We start from the raw sequence: 19838 nt of genomic DNA, 5'->3' as shown, positions 1-19838 counted from the left end.
GAAGGAGGCTTTCAGGTTGGGAACGAGCGGTTCGCGGAGGGTGAGAGCACACGGAACACGGGACAGCGGCGAAGTAAACCGGGACAGCGGAGCAACCAGGGACAGCGCTGTCCGGGAACGGAGCGTCGGATCCCGGCAAGGGAACATCGTGTCCCGGGATACGCCGGGAACACCGCCGTGCCCCCGGGAAAGGACCCCGTCAGTAGTTCGGGCGCACGTCCGCGACCGCGCCGGAGAGGTCGAGGATCACGTGGTACTCCTGCCCGTCCCCGCCGCGTACCTGGACCTCCCACCCCTGCCAGCCGTCCTCGTCCACACGATCCACGCCGGTGGCCTCAGCCCCTTCACCGACCGCCTCCTCAGCGGCAGTGGCGGCCTCCTCCTGGTCGGCCTCGTACGAGGAGCCGGTGTCTTCCCAGGGGGCGGGGCCCCCGTCGGTGTCCCGGAAGGTCAGTCCGTTGACGGTGAACACCCCGGCGGCGTCGCGTTCGGGATCCTCGTCGGGGTCGTGGCGCACGCCCAGCGTGACCTCGGTGCCCTCCAAAGCGCGCAGCTCCACCAAAAGCGCGGCCGCGGTGCCGTCACCGTCGAAGTCCTCCAGTACCGGATCGGTGAGCAGCCACGCCCGGGGGCCGAAGTCGACCCCTACTCCCCCGACGTACCAGTCCTCGGGCCCGTCACCGGAGCGCAGTTCACCGGTCAGCTGTTCGAGGCCGTCCACCGGCAGGGAGGTCCCGTCCCCAACCGGGGAGCGAAGCGTGGGCGCGCTCGTGAAACCATCGAGGCGGATCGTGTCCACCGCCAGGTCCGGTTCCCTGAGAAAGAGGTACCCGCTCACACCCAGAACCGTCAGGGCAGCCGCAACGCAGGTGATGAGGGGCGTCCTGCGGCGTCGCATCATCGGTTCCTTCGGCGGTGGATGGTCGGGCGGGCTGGTCGAGCTTGACGGTCGGGCGGAGTTGACGGGCGGATCTCATTGTCCATCAGCCTCATGATGGGAACCTGAATCCAACCTGAAGACCGCCTTCAGGTCGTCTTCATCACGGGCTCAGCATTCACCGGCATGCTGGAGCGGACCAAGGAAGCAGGAGGGCACGGCGCGGTGGCGATTCTGGTGGTGGAGGACGAGGAGGGCATCGTCTCCTTCGTCCGGCGTGCTCTGGAGAACGCCGGATACCGGGTGGTGGTCTCCGCGGACGGCGTCGACGGGCTGGTCATGGCCCTGTCCGACGACATCGACCTGGTCGTCCTGGATCTGGGGCTGCCGGGCCTGTCGGGTGAGGAGGTCCTGCGGCGGCTCCGGCTGCGCCGCCCCTCCGTCCCGGTGATCGTACTCACCGCCAAGGACGCGGTCGACGACCGGATCGCCAACCTCGACGCCGGGGCCGACGACTACATGGTCAAACCGTTCAGTGTGCGCGAGCTCCTGGCCAGGATCAGGGCCCGGCTGCGGACCAGCGGGCAGGAGCGCGGCGACACCCTGAGCGTCGGTGGCCTCACCCTGGACCTGAGCGGGCATACCGCTTTCGTGGACGGCGCCACCATCGCCCTGTCCGCGCGGGAGTTCGCCCTGCTGTCGGTCCTCCTGAACCACCCCGGCCAGGTGTTCTCCCAGGCCCAACTGCTCGACCTGGTGTGGGGTTACGACTTCGACGGCGCCTCCAACGTCGTCGAGGTCTACGTAAGCCAGCTGCGCCGCAAACTCGGCGCGGAGCGCATCCAGACCGTGCGCGGGGTCGGCTACCGGCTGAGCGGCAGCGACCAGTGAGGGCCAGGTGAGCGACGGATGAGTCTCTCCCGGCGTCTGGTCCTGCGGGCACTGGTGGTGATGGTGCTGGTGGTCGGCGGCATCATCGCCCTGACTCACGCGCTGGTCCTGGTTTCGGGACGCAACGACGTCGACAACCTGCTGCGCCAGGAGTCCGCGCTGCTGAGCGAGGCGCTGGGCGACCAGATGCCCGTCGTCGCGGGGCTGGACGGCATGGTCTCGGGTCCCGAGGCCGAGCGCGCCGCACGCCAGGTGCTGGCGATCCGCCCCAGCGGGGCCAGGCACGTGTCGTTGGTACACGTCAACGGGGTGCGGCTGCAGAGCACCGGCGGTCCCGCCAAGGTCGCGGCGCTGATGCGCGGTGACGACGCGCCCGAGGCGGCCCCCGGGGTCGCGCGCACCGTGGACACCGGTATCGGCAAGGTCCGGGTGCTGGACACCCCCGTCACCGACGCGACCGACGCGAAGGTCGCCGTCATCACCGTGGCGGCGCCGTTAGACGCGGTACATGACACGGCCACCACGGTCCTGCTGGTCACCGCCCTGGCCGGAGGGCTCGGCGTCGGGGTCGGCGGCGGCGCGCTGTGGGTGGTGGTGCGGCGCACCCTGGCACCGGTGCGGGAGGTGTCGGCGGCGGCCAAGGAGATCTCCCCGGCCGACCTGACCACGCGGGTACCCGTCCCCGGTACCCGCGACGAGATCGCGGAGCTGACCACCGAGATCAACCGGATGCTCACCCGGATCGAGGCGGCGGACACCGAACGACGCCGTTATCTGGCGGCGATCTCCCACGAGGTACGCACCCCGCTCGCGGTGGCCGAGGGGCACCTGGAGCTGTTGGGCGGGCCGGAGGCGGAGATCGTACACGCCGAGCTCGAACGGTTGCGGCGGGTGCTGGAGGACCTCATGGCGGTGGCGCGCGGGGGTGACGGGGTCGACGCCGACCGCGGTCCGGTGTTCCTGCCGGACCTGTTCGACGCCGTCCGGGACCGGGTCCGACCGCTGGCCTTCGCCCCGGCCGTGGTTTTTCATGAGGCTTCTCCGCAGGTCGTGCTCGGGGACCAGGCCAGGTTGGAGCAGTGCCTGATGAACCTGATCTCCAACGCGATCGACCACAACCCACCGCGAGTCCGCGTCGAGGTGACCACCGAGGTCCGCAGGGACACGGTGGCCCTGGTCGTCACGGACGACGGCACCGGGATCGACCCCGAGCTGCTGCCCCGCGTGTTCGAGCCGTTCGTGACCACGCGCTCCGACCAGGCGGGCGGGCTGGTCGGTCTGGGGCTGTCGATCGTGCGGTCCCTGGTGACGGCGCAGGGCGGCAGCGTGGACGTCGAGAGCGGGGCCGGGGGGACGGTGGTCCGTGTGGTACTGCCCGTCGCCAAGGCCTGAGGGTGCCCCGGAACGTCCACGACACAGGCGGGCACGGGGAGCGACGGGGTGAGCAGGGCTCGGGGTGTGCGGGTCGGCGGGGGCCGGTGAGCACTGTGCGGCCCCCGCCGACCGGGATCAGGAACCGGTGTCGCCGGCGCCGTTGACACCGCTGGTGCGGATCTGGTCGCGGATCCACTCCCCGGCGGGCTTGAGCGCGTCGGTGCCCGCGAAGGGTCCGCCCGCGGCGCAGGTCCCGGGCTCGAAGACCGCGCCGGAGCGGTGGTCGTCCGAGTAGTTCCAGTTCACCCAGCTGATCTGCTCCTGGGCCATGAAGTCGAGGTAGGCCTGGGCGGAGACGAAGTCGTCCTCGCCGTCACCGGTGTGCTCCTGGGTGCCGAACTCGGTCACGAACAGGGGCAGTTCCCGGGCGGCCTGCTGGAAGACGTCGAAGTGGAGCCCGTCGTGCGAGGCCGCGTAGAAGTGGTAGACGTACATGATGTTGTCCGCGTCGACCGGGTCGGCGACGATCTCGGAGTGGTCCGAGCCCTCGGAGACGCCCAGTGAGGACCAGGCGCGGGTGCCGACCAGCACGACCGCCTCGGGGTCGTGCTCGCGGATCACCGGGATGACCTGCTCGGAGTAGCTCTTGATCGAGTCCCAGGAGACCCCGTTGGGTTCGTTGGCGATCTCGTACAGGACGTTGTCCTTGTCCGCGTGCGCGGCGGCGATCTCGGTGAAGAAGTTCAGCGCGAGGTCGGTGTTGTGGTTCGGGTCGCCGGGTGTGAGCATGTGCCAGTCCACGATCACGTAGAGGCCGCGCTGGGTGCCCTCCTCGATGAGATCGTGCACCCGGTCGGTGAAGCCGCGGGGGTCGGTCTCGTAGCCGCCCTCCTGGATGTACAGGGACACCCGGAGGACGTCGGCGTTCCAGTCGTCGGCGAGGGCGTCGAGCGAGGCGTCGGTGAGGCAGTGGTCGAACCACTGGAGTCCGTGCGAGCTCATCCCGGTGAGCTGGATCGGCTGGCCGTTCTCGTCGCAGAGTTTGAGGCCGCACACCTGGAGCTGGCCGTGCGCGTCCACGGTGCTCAGGGCGGCCTCGCCGGAGACGGGGTCGGCCTGGGCGGTCTGGGTCCGCTCTGCTGGGTCCCCGGTGAGCAGGGCGGCCCCGAGTAGGAGCGCTCCCATGCCCGCGAGGCCGAGGGTGCGAAAGGGTCTTCTCCGGGTGGGGCCGATGGTGGGCGGGGCTTCGGGGGTGGTGCGGTGGCGCGCCAAGGAGAACCTCCAGCGGGGTGCGGACCAGGCTGCGCGCGGGGGTTCGCGCGCCCCGGATCCGGAAGGAGTATTTCCTGACCGAAGCTAGGTTCCGGTTGCCCAGACGTCAAGTACGGTAACCGAAAGTGATCACACTGGCCCGCGTCGCCTCCTGCTGCCCGTGGGGCACACCAGTATCCGGTGTGCCCCACGACTGGCCGCCTCAGACCCTGCTCGGGGCATGCTGAGCCAGGCGGGCTCGGGCGCGCCCAGGCGGGTTCAGGCGGGCTCGGGCTGGGGTTCGGGCCCCGGCGGTTCCGGGAGCGGCTCGGGAACCGGCTCCGGTACCGGGTCCGGGCTCGGCTCCGGCGGCACCGGGTCGGGCGGCATCGGCGCGGGCGGGAACGGGTCCGGCGGCATGGGATCGGGTTGACGCAGGGTCCGGTCCGGGTTGTGTGCGCTCATGCGGGTTTCCTCCTCTCGGTGCGGTGTTCCTCGGTATTCCCCTGTGGAGACCGGGTGTTCCCGGTCGATCTAAGTTCTGTGTCGGTTCCGGGTCCCCGTCAGTCCCGTGCGGCTGGTCGCCGCACCGCTCTTCGGTTCACCGCTCTTCGGTCCGCTGTTCCTCTTCGTCCCCTGCCTCCTCCGCTCTGGAACGCTGGTTCAGGCGCTTGCCCGCGCGTTCGTTGAGGACGGAGACGGTGTCCACCAGACGGCCCAACCTGCTTTGGCCCGCCTCCGCACCCAGGCGTTCCTCCACCTGGGGCGGGGCGTCGGGCAGCAGCCAGCCGACCAGCCGCATCGCCTCCTGGGTGAGCCCGGGCGCGATCCCGCGGGCGGCCAGACCGGCCCGGGCCGCCGGTGTGATCACGAGGAAGCTCTTTCGCCTGGCCGTGGCGTGCACGATGTGACGGGCGGCGCGTTCGGCGCTCACGCTCAGCAGGGGGAGCCCGGCGAGCAGCGCGAACCACGCGTACTCGCGTTCGGGGTCGCCGCTGAAGGCCACTCCGCGGTGCGAGCCGGTGCGCATCAGCCCGGGCACGACGGTGGTGACGCGCACCCCGGTGCCCGCGGTCTCGGCGGCCATGCCCTCGGAGAGCGCCGCCCAGGCGTGCTTGGCGGTGGAGTAGGGCAGCAGGTGCGGCACCGAGAGGTAGGCGCCGATCGAGGTGATGTTGACGATGACGCCCCGGGTGTCCCGCAGCCGGTCCACGGCGGATCGGGAGAGGTGGAACGGGCCCCAGAACATGATGTCCATGGCCTGCCGGAAGTGGTCGTCGGTGTGGGCCTCCTGCGGACCGACCCGCATGATCCCGGCGGAGTTGACCACCGCGTCGAGGCGGCCGAAGTGCTCCTCGGCCTCGTCGAGCAGGGACTCGATCTGCTCGGGATCGGTGAGGTCGCAGACCACCCCGTGGGCATCCACGCCCCGACCGGTGAGTTCGGCGACCGCCCGGTCCAGGTCCTCCTGCCCGCGGGCGCAGATCACCACGCAGGCCCCGGCGGCTCCGAACTCGCGGGCCAGCTGTAGGCCGAGCCCTCGGGAGCCGCCGGTGATCAGCACGACCTTGCCAGACATGAGCCCGGAGCGGCGGCGCTCGGACAGCGCGGAGACGCCGACCCCGAGGGCGGCTCCGGCCGCACCCCAGGCGAGGAGTTCGAGATTGCGCTTGTACGCGGGGACCGGTTCGGGTGCGGGCGCATACCTGCGGCGGACCCGGGACCACGCCCAGCGGGCTCCGATCAGCGCGAGGGGCGCCTTCCAGCCGGTCACCGAGAACCTCCCGCACTGTCGCGGACGGCGGGTGTGTGCTGGGTCTGTGGCATATGCGTCCCTGTTCGTCGAATACTTGTGTCTCCGGGGGATGTGGGTGCTCCGGTACCCGGCACACCCGAACCGAAAACGACAGCTGGGAAGTCATGGCGAAACCTGGGCGTCCGCGTTGGGGTGAAGCAGGTGACACGGATGCCCGAGTGGGGAGCCGGTTCAGGACACCAGGCCGTGGAGTTCCGTGACCCCGCTCGAATCCAATGTCAGCACCAATGCTCCGGGGACCGGAGTCAGTTCGTACCTTACGGTCTCTGGATCCTCGCCCTCCTCCGGAGGGCTGAGCAGTTCGGAGGAGAAGTCGAACCGCTCCGTGTTCTCCTCGGTGAACTCCCCCTGTCCCAGCGGGGTGATGACGATTCTGGAGACTGCTTCCTCCCCCGGTCCGAGGTCCGCGGGCTGGGTGTAGGCGACGTTCACGAGGACGTCGGCGAGGACTGTGCCCGCGTCCAGCCCCTTGACAGCTGCCCGGTCCGGTAGAGCCGTGGTGTCCAGCACCTTCCCCTCAGAGTCCGTGCGGTGCAGTAGAAGATCCTTGAAGTCGGAATCGGGGTACTCGACGATGAGCGCCCCCTCGCTGTCGACACGCAGGTACGCACCCTCATTGGAGAGCCCGTACCTGTCCAGCTCGACGAACTCCGCGGGGACCACGTCCAGATCCTGTCCGGTGAGCGTGTCGAAGGCACGGTCACCCAGCAGGAACACAGGGTCCGCACCGGGACGTGGGTCACCGCCGGGGATCAGGACCGGTGGGTACTCCTCCTCGTGGGGCGCCCACTCGCGACGCCACATCTGAGCCCCGGTCACCGCGTCCAGGGCCACCAGGGACACCATTCCCGAGGCTCGGGCCGCGTCGATCCGCTGGCCCCACTCTGTTCCACGGTACGGATCGCTCTCTTCGGGCTCCGAGTCGGCGCACATCTCGCCGATGATGATCTGCCCGTCGTAAGCTTGCACACCAGACTCGACCGCGACGCAGTACCGGTCGGGGTCCCCCTCCCCGTACGGACGCTCCCACAGCTCCTGACCGTGCACGTCGACCGCGCGCAGGGTCCAGTCGGCTCCGTACACATAGGCCTCGGGGGTGGTGTGCGGTCGGGACGCGTGGTTCGACGAAGCATCGTCGGTGAACGGTGCCTCCTCGACAATCTGCCCCGTCGAGGTGTCCAGAACCAGTCGGCGGCGATCGCCCTCGCTACCCGCCGTGACGATGACCGAGGCCAGATCGTTCCGGTGGTCGAAGGCCCCTGTCCCCCAGCCGGGCCCGGTGCGGGAGTAGCGGGCCCGGTAACTCCACAGTTCCTCTCCGGTCTGTCCGTCCAGACCGACCAGCCCGTCCGCCAGCACGACCACGGAACCGTGGGTGCCCGCTTCCACCCTGACGACCTCGGCGTTCTCCGGTGCCGTCCAGGTCCAGCCGACCTCACTGACACCGGTCGGAACCGGTGCGGGCTCGCCCGGCGCCTCGGACAGGAAAGTATGCGTGACCGGCCGGTACTCGGACAGGGGTGTCACCAGCGCGGCGGCCAGAAGCACGACCAGCGCCCCGGTGAGCGCCCCGGCCCGCCAACGACCGCGCGGCCGCTCCGGCGGCCTCACCAGCGTGCCCAGGTAGAGCGCCATGCCGAGCATGACCAGGATGGCCGCCACCCACAGCCCGGTCGCCACCTCCGAAGCGACGAAGTCCTCGGGAGACGTGATCAGCGGCAGTGTCTCGACCGGGGCGGTGACGAAGACGGAGAGCACCGCGAGGACGGTGAGTCCGACCAGGTATCGGGCGTGCCCGAAACTGCTCCGGTCATCCAGGTTGCCGACCGCGTAGACGATCCGCTCCACCATCAGGAGCGCGAACAGCATCAGGATCCCGGCAGGTAGCCACCACAGTCGGCTGACGACACCTTCCGGTTCCTCCCAGGGCACCTCGAACCACCACATCACCCCCAGGGCGAAGGGCAACACGGCCGCCAAGACGACGATCCCGGCCCGCCCGAGCGCCCCGGCCAACCACCGGGCGTCGTTCACGCGATCGGACTTGTCTTTCAACATCGGGGGTTGCTTTCCGTTCCGGTCGGTGTGAGTGGAATGTCGCTGGGGTCAGGCGGGGGATCAGGGCACCAGGCCGTGGACGGGAGCGGGGACCTCGGATTCTTCGGGGCCCTCGATGTAGGAGACAACCGCACCCGGGACCACGAGGAGGCGATGGACCGCCGGTCCGGACAGTTTCCGCGCGTGCGCTGACAGCCGCTCGCCGTCGAAACCGATCCATTCGAGGCCGTGCTCGGTAACCGGGTCCCCCGCACCGAGCGGAGCAGCCATCACCGCCCGCATCTCCTCACGGTCATCCTCCAGCCGCCAGGTCTGAGTGGAGAGCACGGCATCAGCCAGCGCGTGCGCGTGGTCCTGATCCCACGTTTCCCAGATGCCAGGTGTCCGGAATGCGCGCAGCACCTTATTGCTGGCCTCGACGGTTCGGGTGACGCTGCCGCTGGAGTCCGTGTTCAGCAGTAGGCGGGCTTCTGAGTCCCGGTACCGTCTGAGCACAACGGCCCCTTCGCTGTCCGCGGCGATCAGGTCGTCCGCGACCCAGTCCGGGTCGTCCGGCTCTTCCGGAAGGGCGTCCACCGGCTCACCGGTCTCCAGATCGAACAGGCCGCTGTTGGTCGCGGCCACGGGGCGTGCGCCTTCGGTCCGGGCGGGGTGAATCTCGGCGTCCTCGACCCCGTAGACGCTCTCGGGTACGTCCTCGTGACGCCACAACTCCGCACCCGAGTCGGTGTCCAGGACGGTCAGGGTCCGCACCGCGTCATCGGGAACAGCCAGATCCCTGAGAACAGCGTTCCTCTCGTCCGCGTCCCCCTCGGGGAGGTGCTCCTCGTCCAGGCACACATGGGTCAGCAGCAACCGGTCTCCGTGTCCTTGAAGCTCCCTCCCCCAAGGCCTCGTACACCAACGCCCCGGCCCGTCATCCGCGAACGGAACCTCCCAGATGGGTTCGTCGGAGCCGATCCTGTGGGCGACCACGAGAGACCGTCCGTCCTTGGCGTCGCGGAACACCCGTGCCTCCGGAGTCAGATACCCGTCTCCCCCGAAACCGTCCCTGCCGGGTTCGGGGACGGACGTTTCCCGCACCACCTCTCCGGTGCTGGTGTCCAGGACCAACAGCGTCCTGGTCTCGGATTCGATGCTCTCCTGGTGGTGGAAGTAGGCACGATCCTCGTTCCCGGCGAAGAAGCCGGTCCCCACGTGGCGAGCGTAGGGGCGGCGATAAGTCCACAACTCCTCACCGGTGGCTCCGTCCAGGGCCACGAAACCGTCGCGGTACTGGATGACGGGGCCCAGGGCACCGCGTCCGACCCCGACGACCGTGTGCTCCGGCTGCCAGGTCCATCCCACTTGGCTGACCTCAGCGGGTACCGGCTCGGGCTCACGACCGGCCTCGACTGTGCTGTGCTCCATCGTCAACGCCCTGGTGAGGACAGGGGTCAGGGCCGCGGTCAGCGCCACGGCCAGCACACCGGAAGCCAGCCCTGCCAGTGCACGCTTCCACTGGCGGACCGGCAGCTTGTCGGAGGCTCCGACCAACAGAGCCAGGCCCAGAGCGATCGAGCAGACTCCGACCCACAGTTCGACGAACGTGTCCGGGTACAGCGGATAGCCCTCGTTGATGACGGTGGGAACCAAGTACTGGTCCGGGAAGGTCCAGACGACCAGTGCCAGCCCGCCCAGGGCGCCCGCGATCCGGGCCAGGGTCTGACCGCGAGCAGGTAGTTTCCCGGGATCATCACCGGGGTCCACAGTCGACCGCAGGAGCACACAGCCACCCACGATCAGAGCGAGTATCAAGACGAAGACCAGAGGCCCGCCCAGTTCTTCAGGCATCCGGTTGCTCGGCACGTCCCGGAACCCGGCGCCGGTCAGGTATACGCCCCAGGCCATGAACGAGATCCCGGCCCAGCCGAACACTCCCCCGAGCCGCCCGCCCACACCCGCACCCCTTGTCCTGTTGTGTCGCTGTTGTCACCGTGTGCGAACCGCATCCTAGAGCTGCGGTGGGGTCGAGGTGACAGCGGGTGCGGAGTTCGGGGCACGGGGCCGGGGATGACCGTTGGCCGCGACCGCGGTCGGTCTCCCCCCGTCGCGGCGCCCAAGACCGGAACGGCAGCGCCGCCCCTCGCCGGGAAGGCCCGGGCCGAGGGCCCCCAGCAGGACCGGCGAGGCGCCGTCGAGGCCCTGAAACGGGGGCGGACCCGCACTGACGCTTCCCGGTGCGGTCTGTTGATCTCAACCACGCTTGAGGTCCTACGCTGGCGCCTCCGTAACCCCACGAGGAGGACAATGTGAGCGCGAGTTGGGCCTACCTGTACCTGCACCCCGAAACCGACCCCGACACCGACCGGACCGTCCTCGACCGAGGCGGTATCCGTACCACGCTGGTCGCCGTTCCGAGCGTTGGTCGGGCACCCGAGGTGGCCGCCGCGCTCGCCTCGGAGGGGGCCACGCTCATCGAGCTGTGCGGCGGCTTCTCCTTGGAGGCCGCAGCCGCGGTCCGATCGGCCCTGCCCTCGAAGGTGGCGGTCGGCCACGTCACCGTGTCCGTGGATTCGGTGCACGCCGCCGCGGCCTTCGGTGACTCGGTCGGCTAGACCCTGTCCGCGGGGAAACCACCGGTAGCCACAGGCCCCCACTTCTGCGGAGTCACCCGGACAAGCGCCTTGCCCTGCCGCCGCATCGCCTCGCGGTACTCGTCCCAGTCGGGGTGTTCTCCCGCGATCACCCGGAAGTACTCCACCAACGGTTCGACGGCGGCCTCTCCGTCCAGGACTTCGGCGGAACCGTCGACCTGCACCCAAGGCCCCTCGAAGTCGTCGGAAAGGACGACCACACTGACCCGCGCGTCCTTACGGGCGTTGCGCGCCTTCGCCCGCTCCGGATAGGTCGAAACCACGATCCGCCCGTCCGCGTCGACCCCACAGGTCACCGGAGAGGCCTGCGGGCTCCCGTCGGAGCGCCGGGTCAGGAGCAGGGCCTTGTGCCGGGGCCGCACGAACTCCAGCAACCCGTCAAGGTCGACCTCGGTGTTGGTGGCGATGTTCGGTGCCATGTGCCCGCTTCCCCAGTGCTCCGGTTTACGCCCCCAGACTAGTGAGCTTCGAACGCCCCGGAAACCCGGCGGCACAGCACGGGCATGTCGGCCCGGCGGGCTGTGTCAGCACTTCTCGTACAGGTACCCGGGGTGGTCTGCGTCAACGAGGGCACGGTCCCTCAGAATCGTCCTGGGCAATACGGCCGGGTCCGCACACACCTCCTCGAAGGTGAGCCCGGCGCCGTCCAGGTCTTCCGGGTACTCGACGACGAGCACGTTGTCGGCACCGTAGGCGTCGGTGTAGGCGGCGCACTCCGACCATGCCGCACAGGACTCGGCGACAGCGAAGTCGAAACCCGCATCACTCCTGCCGCGTGCGGCTTCCTCGGCCGCGTTCTTCTGGGCCGCGTCGAGGCCGTGGTCATGTGCCAGGGCGACGGCCAGCCCCGCCAGGGCCAGGTTGTCGTCCATGGTCAGGGCACCGCCGGAACGAAGGTGCGAGTCGAGGTTGTCGAACTCGACGGCGTCGAACCCCGCGTCGGCACACCGGTCGACGCTCTCGGCGAGAACGGCCGCGATCCGCTGCCGTTTCTCCTCTGTCGAGGTGTCCAACAGCGTTTCGTCCGGCCACCCCGGATCCGCGACCGGTGCCCCTTCCCCATCACGCAACAGCAGGTCCGGAGCTTCTTCGAGCCAGCGGTCGGACTCACCGGGCTGGGTCTGGAACCCGTTGACGTAACAGACCGAATACCTTCCACGTGCAGGCTCCGCAGTGGAATCCCGCACCACGACGGTGACGTCCTCGGTCGGCGGGTAGGCGCCGCCCAGTTGGTAGTCGAATCCTCCGCCCGGCAGGACTCCGTCCGGAACTCCGGTGTCCACCGCGCAACCGGCAACGAGGACGGCCAGTAACAGGACACCCCCGACGAGGCTTCCGGTCCGAGCAACCACTTCAGCACCATCGCCCCTCGAAACATCGAATCGGCCCCCGGGAAGGGACCCAGCACGGGGACACATTCCGGTCACCATCCGAACTACCCATTCAAGCACCGCTGGGCCGCTGTTACCGCCCCCGCAACAGCGCCTGCGCAGACAGGCTGGAAGCGCTCTGGCATTTCAGCGGCGCCTCAGAACAGGCCCCACCGCCCACGTGGGCGGCTCGGCCCCGGAGGGGCTCGTCCCCGAGTGGACCTCGGGGTTTCGTATAGTGCCCCTGACCTGCGATCAGGCATCGGAAGAACCGCGTAAGCCCAGGCCACGAACCCGGGGAGCTACTCACATCAGGAAGTAGCCCCGCCCTCGGCCGAAGGACCGCGCTGGAGATTGGAGCCCCGCCCCATGTCAACCACCGAAGAGTCCGAGCACGGTGAGCGCGTCACCCGGCGGGAACGGCGCCTCGAGGTACCGATGCTGCTTCTCGCGGGTGCCTTCCTGGTCGCCTACGCCTGGCCGGTCCTCGAATCGGATCTGGGGCAGACTTGGGAATCCCGCCTTGAGGTCCTGTCCTGGACCGTGTGGGCCGCGTTCGCGATCGACTTCCTGATCAGGCTCTGGCTCGCCGAGAACCGCCCTCTCTACGCGGCACGGCGGTGGTACGACGTGGTGCTCGTCCTCCTCCCCATGTTCCGCACCCTCCGGCTGCTGCGCATGCTCGCCCTCATCCGCATGCTGAACCGTTCGATGGCCGGAGCGCTGGCTGGCCGCGTGTCCCTGTATGTGGCCGCCACATCGGCCCTGACGATCTTCGTGGGCGCCATCACGGTGCTCGACGCCGAACAGGACGTGCCCGGAGCCAACATCACCGAGTTCGGGGACGCCCTGTGGTGGTCCGTCGTGACAGTGACGACGGTGGGATACGGCGACTACTACCCGGTCACGACGGAGGGAAGGCTGGTGGCGGTGGGCCTGATGCTCATCGGCATCGCCCTGGTCGGGGTCCTCACGGCAGCCGTGGCCTCCTGGTTCATCAGGAACGCGAACCTGAGTGAGAGCACCACCTCCGCCAAAACGCAACCCGAGCCGGGGCCTGAGTTGGAAGAGAGCAGGGTTGAGGGAGCCGCCCCGCAGGGCGGCGGCCCTGCTAAGGCCGGATAGTCCCGGCCTCAGCAGAAGGCGGGGGGACGCGCTCCGAAACGGACCAGGCAACATCCCCGCGTGCGCGGGGTTCACCCGGTCGCCGGAAGCCCAGTGCCCCACCCCAACGGCCCACCCCGGGTCCATCCCCGCGTGCGCGGGGAGCAGGCCGCAATGCTGGCGAACGGGTCCGGGGTTCGGGGTCCATCCCCGCGTGCGCGGGGAGCAGATGTGGGCTTGGTGGCCGGTGATGGAGCTCGCGGGTCCATCCCCGCGTGCGCGGGGAGCAGCTGCCGTCCCTGCCCGCGGACATGGTCGAGCTGGGTCCATCCCCGCGTGCGCGGGGAGCAGGTGAGGCGATCCCTATGGCGATGGCAGCCGCCGGGTCCATCCCCGCGTGCGCGGGGAGCAGAGTTGGTGCAGGCGTTCGCGCAGGTAGCGATCGGGTCCATCCCCGCGTGCGCGGGGAGCAGATCGCCTCGGACCCGAGCACGGAGTGGACAGCGGGTCCATCCCCGCGTGCGCGGGGAGCAGTCGACCGGCTCACCCTGCCCGCTCAACGTGAAGGGTCCATCCCCGCGTGCGCGGGGAGCAGACGGGAAGCCACACGTCGACGTGGCGGCGGCCGGGTCCATCCCCGCGTGCGCGGGGAGCAGGCGGCGTGACCCGGTCAGGGCCAGTCGGGCGCGGGTCCATCCCCGCGTGCGCGGGGAGCAGCTCGTGCGCATCCTGGTCGAGCGAATCGACGTGGGTCCATCCCCGCGTGCGCGGGGAGCAGTCCGCAACGATGCGGCCAGCCTCGGCCAGACGGGGTCCATCCCCGCGTGCGCGGGGAGCAGAGCTCGAACGGCGTCTCGTTCGGCCGACGACCGGGTCCATCCCCGCGTGCGCGGGGAGCAGTCGATCGGGCGCCCGGCCCCGGACAGGCGGTAGGGTCCATCCCCGCGTGCGCGGGGAGCAGCGGTGCCAGGAGATCGACGCCCAGGAGGTCGGGGGTCCATCCCCGCGTGCGCGGGGAGCAGTGGCGGAGGTGGCTGGCGGCGGTGCTGAGGGAGGGTCCATCCCCGCGTGCGCGGGGAGCAGCCCCAGGGGGCATCGAGGGTGCGGCTGCGATCGGGTCCATCCCCGCGTGCGCGGGGAGCAGCCGTCCGCGCTGATGGCGATGCGCACCGGGGTGGGTCCATCCCCGCGTGCGCGGGGAGCAGCGCCGTGGGGACCTCGAGCACGAGTTGCCCGAGGGTCCATCCCCGCGTGCGCGGGGAGCAGCAGGCTTCATGCTCGCGGGGCGGTTCATTCGAGGGTCCATCCCCGCGTGCGCGGGGAGCAGGTGACCTCCATGGTTGGCAGCCTCAAGGGAAAGGGTCCATCCCCGCGTGCGCGGGGAGCAGCGGCCTGACACCACTCAGGCCGCCCCTTCCTCGGGTCCATCCCCGCGTGCGCGGGGAGCAGATCGCGGCCGGGTACGCCGTCGTGGGCGGCTGGGGTCCATCCCCGCGTGCGCGGGGAGCAGGGCTTTCTGCCGGGCGCGGCGGGCACGGTCCCGGGTCCATCCCCGCGTGCGCGGGGAGCAGTTCCCATGCCATGCGGGCACCCCCTTGACCTGCGGGTCCATCCCCGCGTGCGCGGGGAGCAGCTCGGCCGCGCCCTCGGAGTCCGCACCGTCTGGGGTCCATCCCCGCGTGCGCGGGGAGCAGTACCGGAAGCTGCGGGACGAGTGGGTGCCCGCGGGTCCATCCCCGCGTGCGCGGGGAGCAGGCTCAGATCGCCGCGACCACTGGACAGGCAGAGGGTCCATCCCCGCGTGCGCGGGGAGCAGCCCCGACTCTGTAAACAGACCTACAGACATGGAGGTCCATCCCCGCGTGCGCGGGGAGCAGCAGACCGACACCATGGTCGACCAGATCACCTGGGGTCCATCCCCGCGTGCGCGGGGAGCAGACCTCCCCGTCCCGGTATCGGGCGTTGGGCACGGGTCCATCCCCGCGTGCGCGGGGAGCAGGGCAGGTTGGGGGCGACGGAGGGGTTCGCGCTGGGTCCATCCCCGCGTGCGCGGGGAGCAGATCGACGGCACCGATGCTGCCGCCCGGGCCCCGGGTCCATCCCCGCGTGCGCGGGGAGCAGCGGCAAGCTCCGCTGCGCTCACGTGAGTCAGGGGGTCCATCCCCGCGTGCGCGGGGAGCAGAACTAAAGAAGGCGACTCCCGCCTCCAGCAGTGGGTCCATCCCCGCGTGCGCGGGGAGCAGAGATCCGCGACCTCCTTGGCGTAGTAGGCGGCGGGTCCATCCCCGCGTGCGCGGGGAGCAGCTGCCCGATGCTGAGCCCTGGATCCACCCCCAGGGTCCATCCCCGCGTGCGCGGGGAGCAGGTTTGACAAACCGTTGCGGTGGAGCTCGATTTGGGTCCATCCCCGCGTGCGCGGGGAGCAGAGCCCGAACCTGAGCTGCGGATCCACGTTAGTGGGTCTATCCCCGCGTGCGCGGGGAGCAGTTACACCAGCAAACCGTTACACCGGTGTATTGGGGTCCATCCCCGCGTGCGCGGGGAGCAGACCGACCTCTTCGAAGCGTGCGACCTCGACCTGGGTCCATCCCCGCGTGCGCGGGGAGCAGCATGGCGCAGAAGTGGCTGGCGATCACGACGTAGGTCCATCCCCGCGTGCGCGGGGAGCAGACCGACCTCTTCGAAGCGTGCGACCTCGACCTGGGTCCATCCCCGCGTGCGCGGGGAGCAGCATGGCGCAGAAGTGGCTGGCGATCACGACGTAGGTCCATCCCCGCGTGCGCGGGGAGCAGCCGATCATCCGGCTGGGCAACGGATGGGGCCAGGGTCCATCCCCGCGTGCGCGGGGAGCAGTATTTTCTGTGTTGCTCTGCCACGGGTCGCGTGGGTCCATCCCCGCGTGCGCGGGGAGCAGTGGCGGAGGTGGCTGGCGGCGGTGCTGAGGGAGGGTCCATCCCCGCGTGCGCGGGGAGCAGCATGGCGCAGAAGTGGCTGGCGATCACGACGTAGGTCCATCCCCGCGTGCGCGGGGAGCAGCCGATCATCCGGCTGGGCAACGGATGGGGCCAGGGTCCATCCCCGCGTGCGCGGGGAGCAGTATTTTCTGTGTTGCTCTGCCACGGGTCGCGTGGGTCCATCCCCGCGTGCGCGGGGAGCAGACTTTTTGACCTGGGAACTTACCGACGGCAAGTGGCCTGTTTTCCAACTTCTCGAAAAACAGACAATGGCCGCATATTTACCAAAAACCCCATACGGCTCATCTCTTCCCGAACCTTCTCCGTTTGGAAGCCTTGCTCCATCCGGTTTTCGGGGTGGCTGGGCTTCGCCCGGTGGGCTTCTTGGGGCGGTGCATCAGAACCAGCCCTTCGTGGTCCTTCGGCTCCCAGTCGTGCTCGAAGGTTTCGAAGGCGAAACCCTGTTCAGAATCGTTCCCGTAGACGAGCAGGGCTCGGCCGTTGTTCGCGTACTCCTGGACTTCGGCCCACAACGCCTCTCGCACTCTTCGGGATGGATTTCCGATGAACACCCCTGACGAGATCTCCATCAGCCAGCGGCTGAGAAAACCCCTAAGCCCCTTGGGACACTTCGCAAGCACGATGACGGTCACCACACCACCTCGTCGGGATGGTGCCGTCCGGCCTCCAGCAGCTGGTCGTCGTCACCGACGAGGCCAACCTTGTCCTCTTCCTGCCCTTCATCAGCCGCAGCACCGAGCAGAAGCTTGCGGACGTCACGAACACATCGGTCGAGCAAGCCCTCCTCGTTGATCCGGTCCCGGAGGAGCCTTCGGGTCACCCCGTCGACATCCTCATCACCCTGCGCAGCAGCGTCGAAGGCCACCGGGATCCCGATCTCCACCTTGTACAGGTCCGCGATGTCCATCACGAACCCCCGCTCGTGCCCCGAGTGCACAAAGCCCAACCCCGGACTACATCCGAGGGCGACCGTCACCGTGTGGGCCACACCATAAAGACACTGCGCCGCAGAGGTGATCCCCTTGTTCGGAGCATCGGACATGTCGTGCTGACCGGGCGTGTACTTGCGACCGTGCCACGGCACACCGGTTCGTTCGGACTCGGCGCGGTAACTGGCCTTGACCCGACCGCTCTCCTTACCCAGAAGCTGCTGTCGGCTGAACCGCTCCACGTCCAGGTCCGGAAAACGCAGCCGGTACATCGCTCGGGCCACGTCCAACCTCCGTTGCCGGTTGGCCCACGCCGCAGCCTGAGCCTCCACCATCCGTGAGGAACTCGTCAGCCCGCGCCCCGCCGCGTAGAAGCGCACCCCGTGCTCACCCACCCAGACGACGCTGGCCCCGCACTCCCCCAGAACCTTCATCGCGGCCTGGGTCACGGTCGTCCCCGGCCCCAGGAGAAGCGTGCCGATCGTCGCTCCGGGGATGTACTTCCTCCCGTCGCCGTCCTCGGCGGTGATGGCGTTGTCCTCCCGGTGCACCACGCACCGCTCCAGGTAGACGAACGACACCCGGTCCCGCATCCGGGTCAGCTCCCGCGGTGACAGTGCTCGCCTGCTGCCGATCGTGGCCATCAGGACACCGGGGCCAGGGTCATCAACCCGCAGCCGTACGCCTTGGCGCGGCCGATACCCGAGCTCAGGGCTCGGCGCAGAGCGTCGGGATCAGTGACGGTCAGCCTGCCGTCGAAGGTCGCGGTGACCACCGGCACCCGCATCCGCTTGCCCTTGCGCTCGGGCCGGGGGTCGGGCTTGTCGAAACCCGCGCTGTTGCGGTCGTGCACCAGCAGCTCGTAGCCGTCCACCTCGGGCATGGCCGGGTCCGGGTTCCTGCTGCGCAGCACCTCGAAACCGCACTGCTCCTGCTTCTTGAGTAACCATCCCGCCTGGTGGCGGGGGGTGACGTGGGCGGTCGGCTTGGTTTCCTCGCCGTCCTTACGCCGGATGCTGTGCACGGGGTTGGCCGTCAGCCGAAACGCCCAGGTCTGCCCGGCCTCAAGGCGGGACAGGAACCCTGCGTAGTCATGGGTCTGCCACCCCGAATCCGCTTCGGCCTGGGGCCAGCCCGCCTGCTCGACCAGGTGGGTGAGTTCGGGGCGGTCCGGGCTCACGACGTACAGGAACACCTCTGCCTTGGCGTTGCGGTCCACCCGCCACAGCACCCGTGGCTTCCCGGGGCCTCCGCCGCTGGTGCCGCCTTCGGCCGCGTTGACAGCGAGGAGACCGGTCAGGGGGTCATTGGATGGAGAAGTGCTGGGCAGCAGGTCGGGGAAACCGCCCATCACGGCGGCGTGCAGGGCCTGCGATGATGACAGCAGCTTGCGCGCGCCGGGCCGATGAGTGTTGAAACGGAATCGGGTGAGGTGCATCAGCGGCCTCCGAACGCGGAGAGGGGGTCATGATCAGGCGCCGTGGTGCGGCGGGTCTGCGGGTTCGGGACGTCGACGGAGTCCGAGCTCACGGCCCGCAGTCCGTAGCGTCGATGCCGCGGGTCGAAGCTGAGCGGAAGGTCACGCAGGGAGTCGGCCCGTTGGTCCCCCGGCTCCGCATCCAGCAGCGTGGTGAGCGCGATCTTCGAACCTTCCCGCCAACCCCGCCGCCGCTGGTACCAGCGGGAGGCCTGCCACGGCTGGTCCCGCAGCACGGTCTCCAGCGTCTCCGCCACCGGTTCACCCAGGTCAACGGGGCGAGAAGGCGGACAGGAGCGTCGTCCGAGGTAGGGCAGGAAGGCCGGGGCGCGCACCGCATCGTGCAGTCGCCCGATCAGCTCGGGATCGCCTTCCACTGCCGCCACGAACACCGCGTCGGAGAGGTAGAAACGCTCGGACACCGGCATGGACACCCCCGTGACCATGTGGTGCGCGGTCTGGTAGTCGCGCACCCGGGTTCCGGGCTGGTCCACGCGCACCCCGAACCGCAGCGCGACCAGGTCGGCCAGGTCAGCGATCCGATCCCGACCCAGAGCGGCGGCGAGCAGCCCGATCACCCCGCTCTTGGTGGGGGCGTTCTCCGTACTGCGGCGAGCGAAGCGGGAGGCCGAGCCCCATGCCTGCAGCGGGCCGGCCAGTAGCAGGGGCAGGGTGAGCACGTCGGCGGAACCAGGGACGGTGTCGGCGCCCGAGGTGGCCAGGCCCGGAGCGGCCCCGCTCACTTCGGGTCCTGCCGCTGGGCCACGGCAGCACCGACCTGCTCGACCAGTTCGGGCAGGGTGACGTCAGCGCCCAGCCCGGAGAGCTTGGCGGTCCGCTCCCCCACCCGCACCACCCAGGTGTCAACGTCGTCGGCCGCCCCGAACGCCCGCTCCACCTGCGGCACAAAGTCCGCCAACCGTGCGCTGGCCTGGGCGACGTGTCCGGCCGCGGCCTCCACCGGGTCCTCGAAGGCACCCACGAAACTGATCGGGCGCGAGTTGCGCAGTTTCACGATCACGGCATCCGGCAGCGCAAGGCCGCGTAGTTAAGGAACGGGCTGGGCTGTCAACTCCGAGT

17 protein-coding genes and 1 CRISPR repeat array are annotated in these 19838 nt (G+C 69.6%); of the genes, 4 read left to right on the top strand and 13 right to left on the bottom strand.

Features of this window, described 5'->3' with window-relative positions; translation table 11 throughout:
* Positions 1-199: 199 nt before the first annotated feature.
* Positions 200-901, bottom strand: coding sequence for a hypothetical protein (locus tag D457_RS0130190; protein ID WP_017584396.1), 702 nt, complete (start codon positions 899-901; stop codon positions 200-202).
* Between the two features lie 201 nt (positions 902-1102).
* Here D457_RS0130190 and D457_RS0130185 point away from each other — a divergent pair, with 201 nt between their 5' ends.
* Positions 1103-1768: a response regulator transcription factor gene (locus D457_RS0130185; RefSeq protein WP_017584395.1), complete on the top strand. Its 666-nt coding sequence runs from the start codon at positions 1103-1105 to the stop codon at positions 1766-1768.
* A gap of 18 nt (positions 1769-1786) precedes the next feature.
* Positions 1787-3160, top strand: coding sequence for a sensor histidine kinase (locus D457_RS0130180; RefSeq protein WP_017584394.1), 1374 nt, complete (start codon positions 1787-1789; stop codon positions 3158-3160).
* Between the two features lie 117 nt (positions 3161-3277).
* Here D457_RS0130180 and D457_RS0130175 read toward each other — a convergent pair whose 3' ends face one another.
* The 5 genes from D457_RS0130175 to D457_RS0130155 form a co-directional block, all read right to left on the bottom strand.
* Positions 3278-4414: a glycoside hydrolase family 5 protein gene (locus D457_RS0130175; RefSeq protein WP_026117179.1), complete on the bottom strand. Its 1137-nt coding sequence runs from the start codon at positions 4412-4414 to the stop codon at positions 3278-3280.
* 258 nt (positions 4415-4672) lie between these two features.
* Positions 4673-4858 carry a hypothetical protein gene (locus D457_RS0130170; RefSeq protein WP_017584392.1) on the bottom strand — a complete coding sequence of 62 codons (186 nt, stop codon included), beginning with the start codon at positions 4856-4858 and terminating at the stop codon, positions 4673-4675.
* Between the two features lie 136 nt (positions 4859-4994).
* Positions 4995-6167 (bottom strand): SDR family NAD(P)-dependent oxidoreductase, encoded by a 1173-nt coding sequence (locus D457_RS0130165; protein WP_017584391.1) that lies wholly within the window; start codon positions 6165-6167, stop codon positions 4995-4997.
* 213 nt (positions 6168-6380) lie between these two features.
* Positions 6381-8267, bottom strand: coding sequence for a PQQ-binding-like beta-propeller repeat protein (locus D457_RS0130160; RefSeq protein WP_017584390.1), 1887 nt, complete (start codon positions 8265-8267; stop codon positions 6381-6383).
* Positions 8268-8327: 60 nt separating this feature from the next.
* Positions 8328-10205, bottom strand: coding sequence for an outer membrane protein assembly factor BamB family protein (locus D457_RS0130155; protein ID WP_152514424.1), 1878 nt, complete (start codon positions 10203-10205; stop codon positions 8328-8330).
* Positions 10206-10558: 353 nt separating this feature from the next.
* Between D457_RS0130155 and D457_RS0130150 the strand changes: the two genes are divergently transcribed.
* Positions 10559-10864, top strand: coding sequence for a DUF6506 family protein (locus D457_RS0130150; protein WP_017584388.1), 306 nt, complete (start codon positions 10559-10561; stop codon positions 10862-10864).
* Here D457_RS0130150 and D457_RS0130145 read toward each other — a convergent pair.
* Together D457_RS0130145 and D457_RS0130140 are read right to left on the bottom strand one after the other, a co-directional pair.
* A complete protein-coding gene (locus D457_RS0130145; protein WP_017584387.1) occupies positions 10861-11322 on the bottom strand; it encodes a PPOX class F420-dependent oxidoreductase in 462 nt (153 codons plus the stop codon). The two genes, D457_RS0130150 and D457_RS0130145, sit on opposite strands and share 4 nt — an antisense overlap.
* Positions 11323-11427: 105 nt before the next feature.
* On the bottom strand, positions 11428-12255 hold the full coding sequence (locus D457_RS0130140) for an endo alpha-1,4 polygalactosaminidase (RefSeq protein WP_017584386.1): 828 nt from the start codon (positions 12253-12255) through the stop codon (positions 11428-11430).
* A 387-nt stretch (positions 12256-12642) separates the two neighbouring features.
* On the opposite strand from D457_RS0130140, the gene D457_RS0130135 reads away from it, so the two are divergent.
* Positions 12643-13398, top strand: a complete 756-nt coding sequence (locus tag D457_RS0130135; RefSeq protein ID WP_017584385.1) for a potassium channel family protein — start codon at positions 12643-12645, stop codon at positions 13396-13398.
* A 118-nt stretch (positions 13399-13516) separates the two neighbouring features.
* Positions 13517-16535: a CRISPR direct-repeat array (repeat unit 29 nt; unit sequence GGGTCCATCCCCGCGTGCGCGGGGAGCAG).
* Between the two features lie 98 nt (positions 16536-16633).
* On the opposite strand, the gene cas2e is transcribed toward D457_RS0130135, so the two are convergent.
* The 5 genes from cas2e to D457_RS0130110 are packed head-to-tail and all read right to left on the bottom strand — an operon-like array spanning position 16634 to position 19791.
* Positions 16634-16984, bottom strand: a complete 351-nt coding sequence (gene cas2e / locus D457_RS0130130) for a type I-E CRISPR-associated endoribonuclease Cas2e (protein ID WP_026117178.1) — start codon at positions 16982-16984, stop codon at positions 16634-16636.
* Positions 16981-17925 (bottom strand): type I-E CRISPR-associated endonuclease Cas1e, encoded by a 945-nt coding sequence (gene cas1e, locus D457_RS0130125; protein ID WP_026117177.1) that lies wholly within the window; start codon positions 17923-17925, stop codon positions 16981-16983. The genes cas2e and cas1e overlap by 4 nt, the downstream gene beginning before the upstream one ends.
* Positions 17925-18719: a type I-E CRISPR-associated protein Cas6/Cse3/CasE gene (gene cas6e / locus D457_RS0130120; protein WP_017584382.1), complete on the bottom strand. Its 795-nt coding sequence runs from the start codon at positions 18717-18719 to the stop codon at positions 17925-17927. Before cas6e ends, cas1e begins: the two co-directional genes overlap by 1 nt.
* The gene (gene cas5e / locus D457_RS0130115) at positions 18719-19438 is read right to left on the bottom strand and encodes a type I-E CRISPR-associated protein Cas5/CasD (protein WP_026117176.1); all 720 of its coding nucleotides are present in this window, start codon (positions 19436-19438) and stop codon (positions 18719-18721) included. Before cas5e ends, cas6e begins: the two co-directional genes overlap by 1 nt.
* 59 nt (positions 19439-19497) lie before the next feature.
* Entirely contained in the window at positions 19498-19791 is a 294-nt protein-coding gene (locus tag D457_RS0130110) for a type I-E CRISPR-associated protein Cas7/Cse4/CasC (RefSeq protein WP_275041024.1), read from the bottom strand.
* Between the last annotated feature and the right edge of the window lie 47 nt (positions 19792-19838).

Source organism: Nocardiopsis valliformis DSM 45023 (assembly GCF_000340985.1).
In the GTDB taxonomy this organism is placed as follows: domain Bacteria; phylum Actinomycetota; class Actinomycetes; order Streptosporangiales; family Streptosporangiaceae; genus Nocardiopsis; species Nocardiopsis exhalans.
Note: the sequence above shows the minus strand (reverse complement) of the source record. Positions and strands in the feature narration are given on the sequence as shown.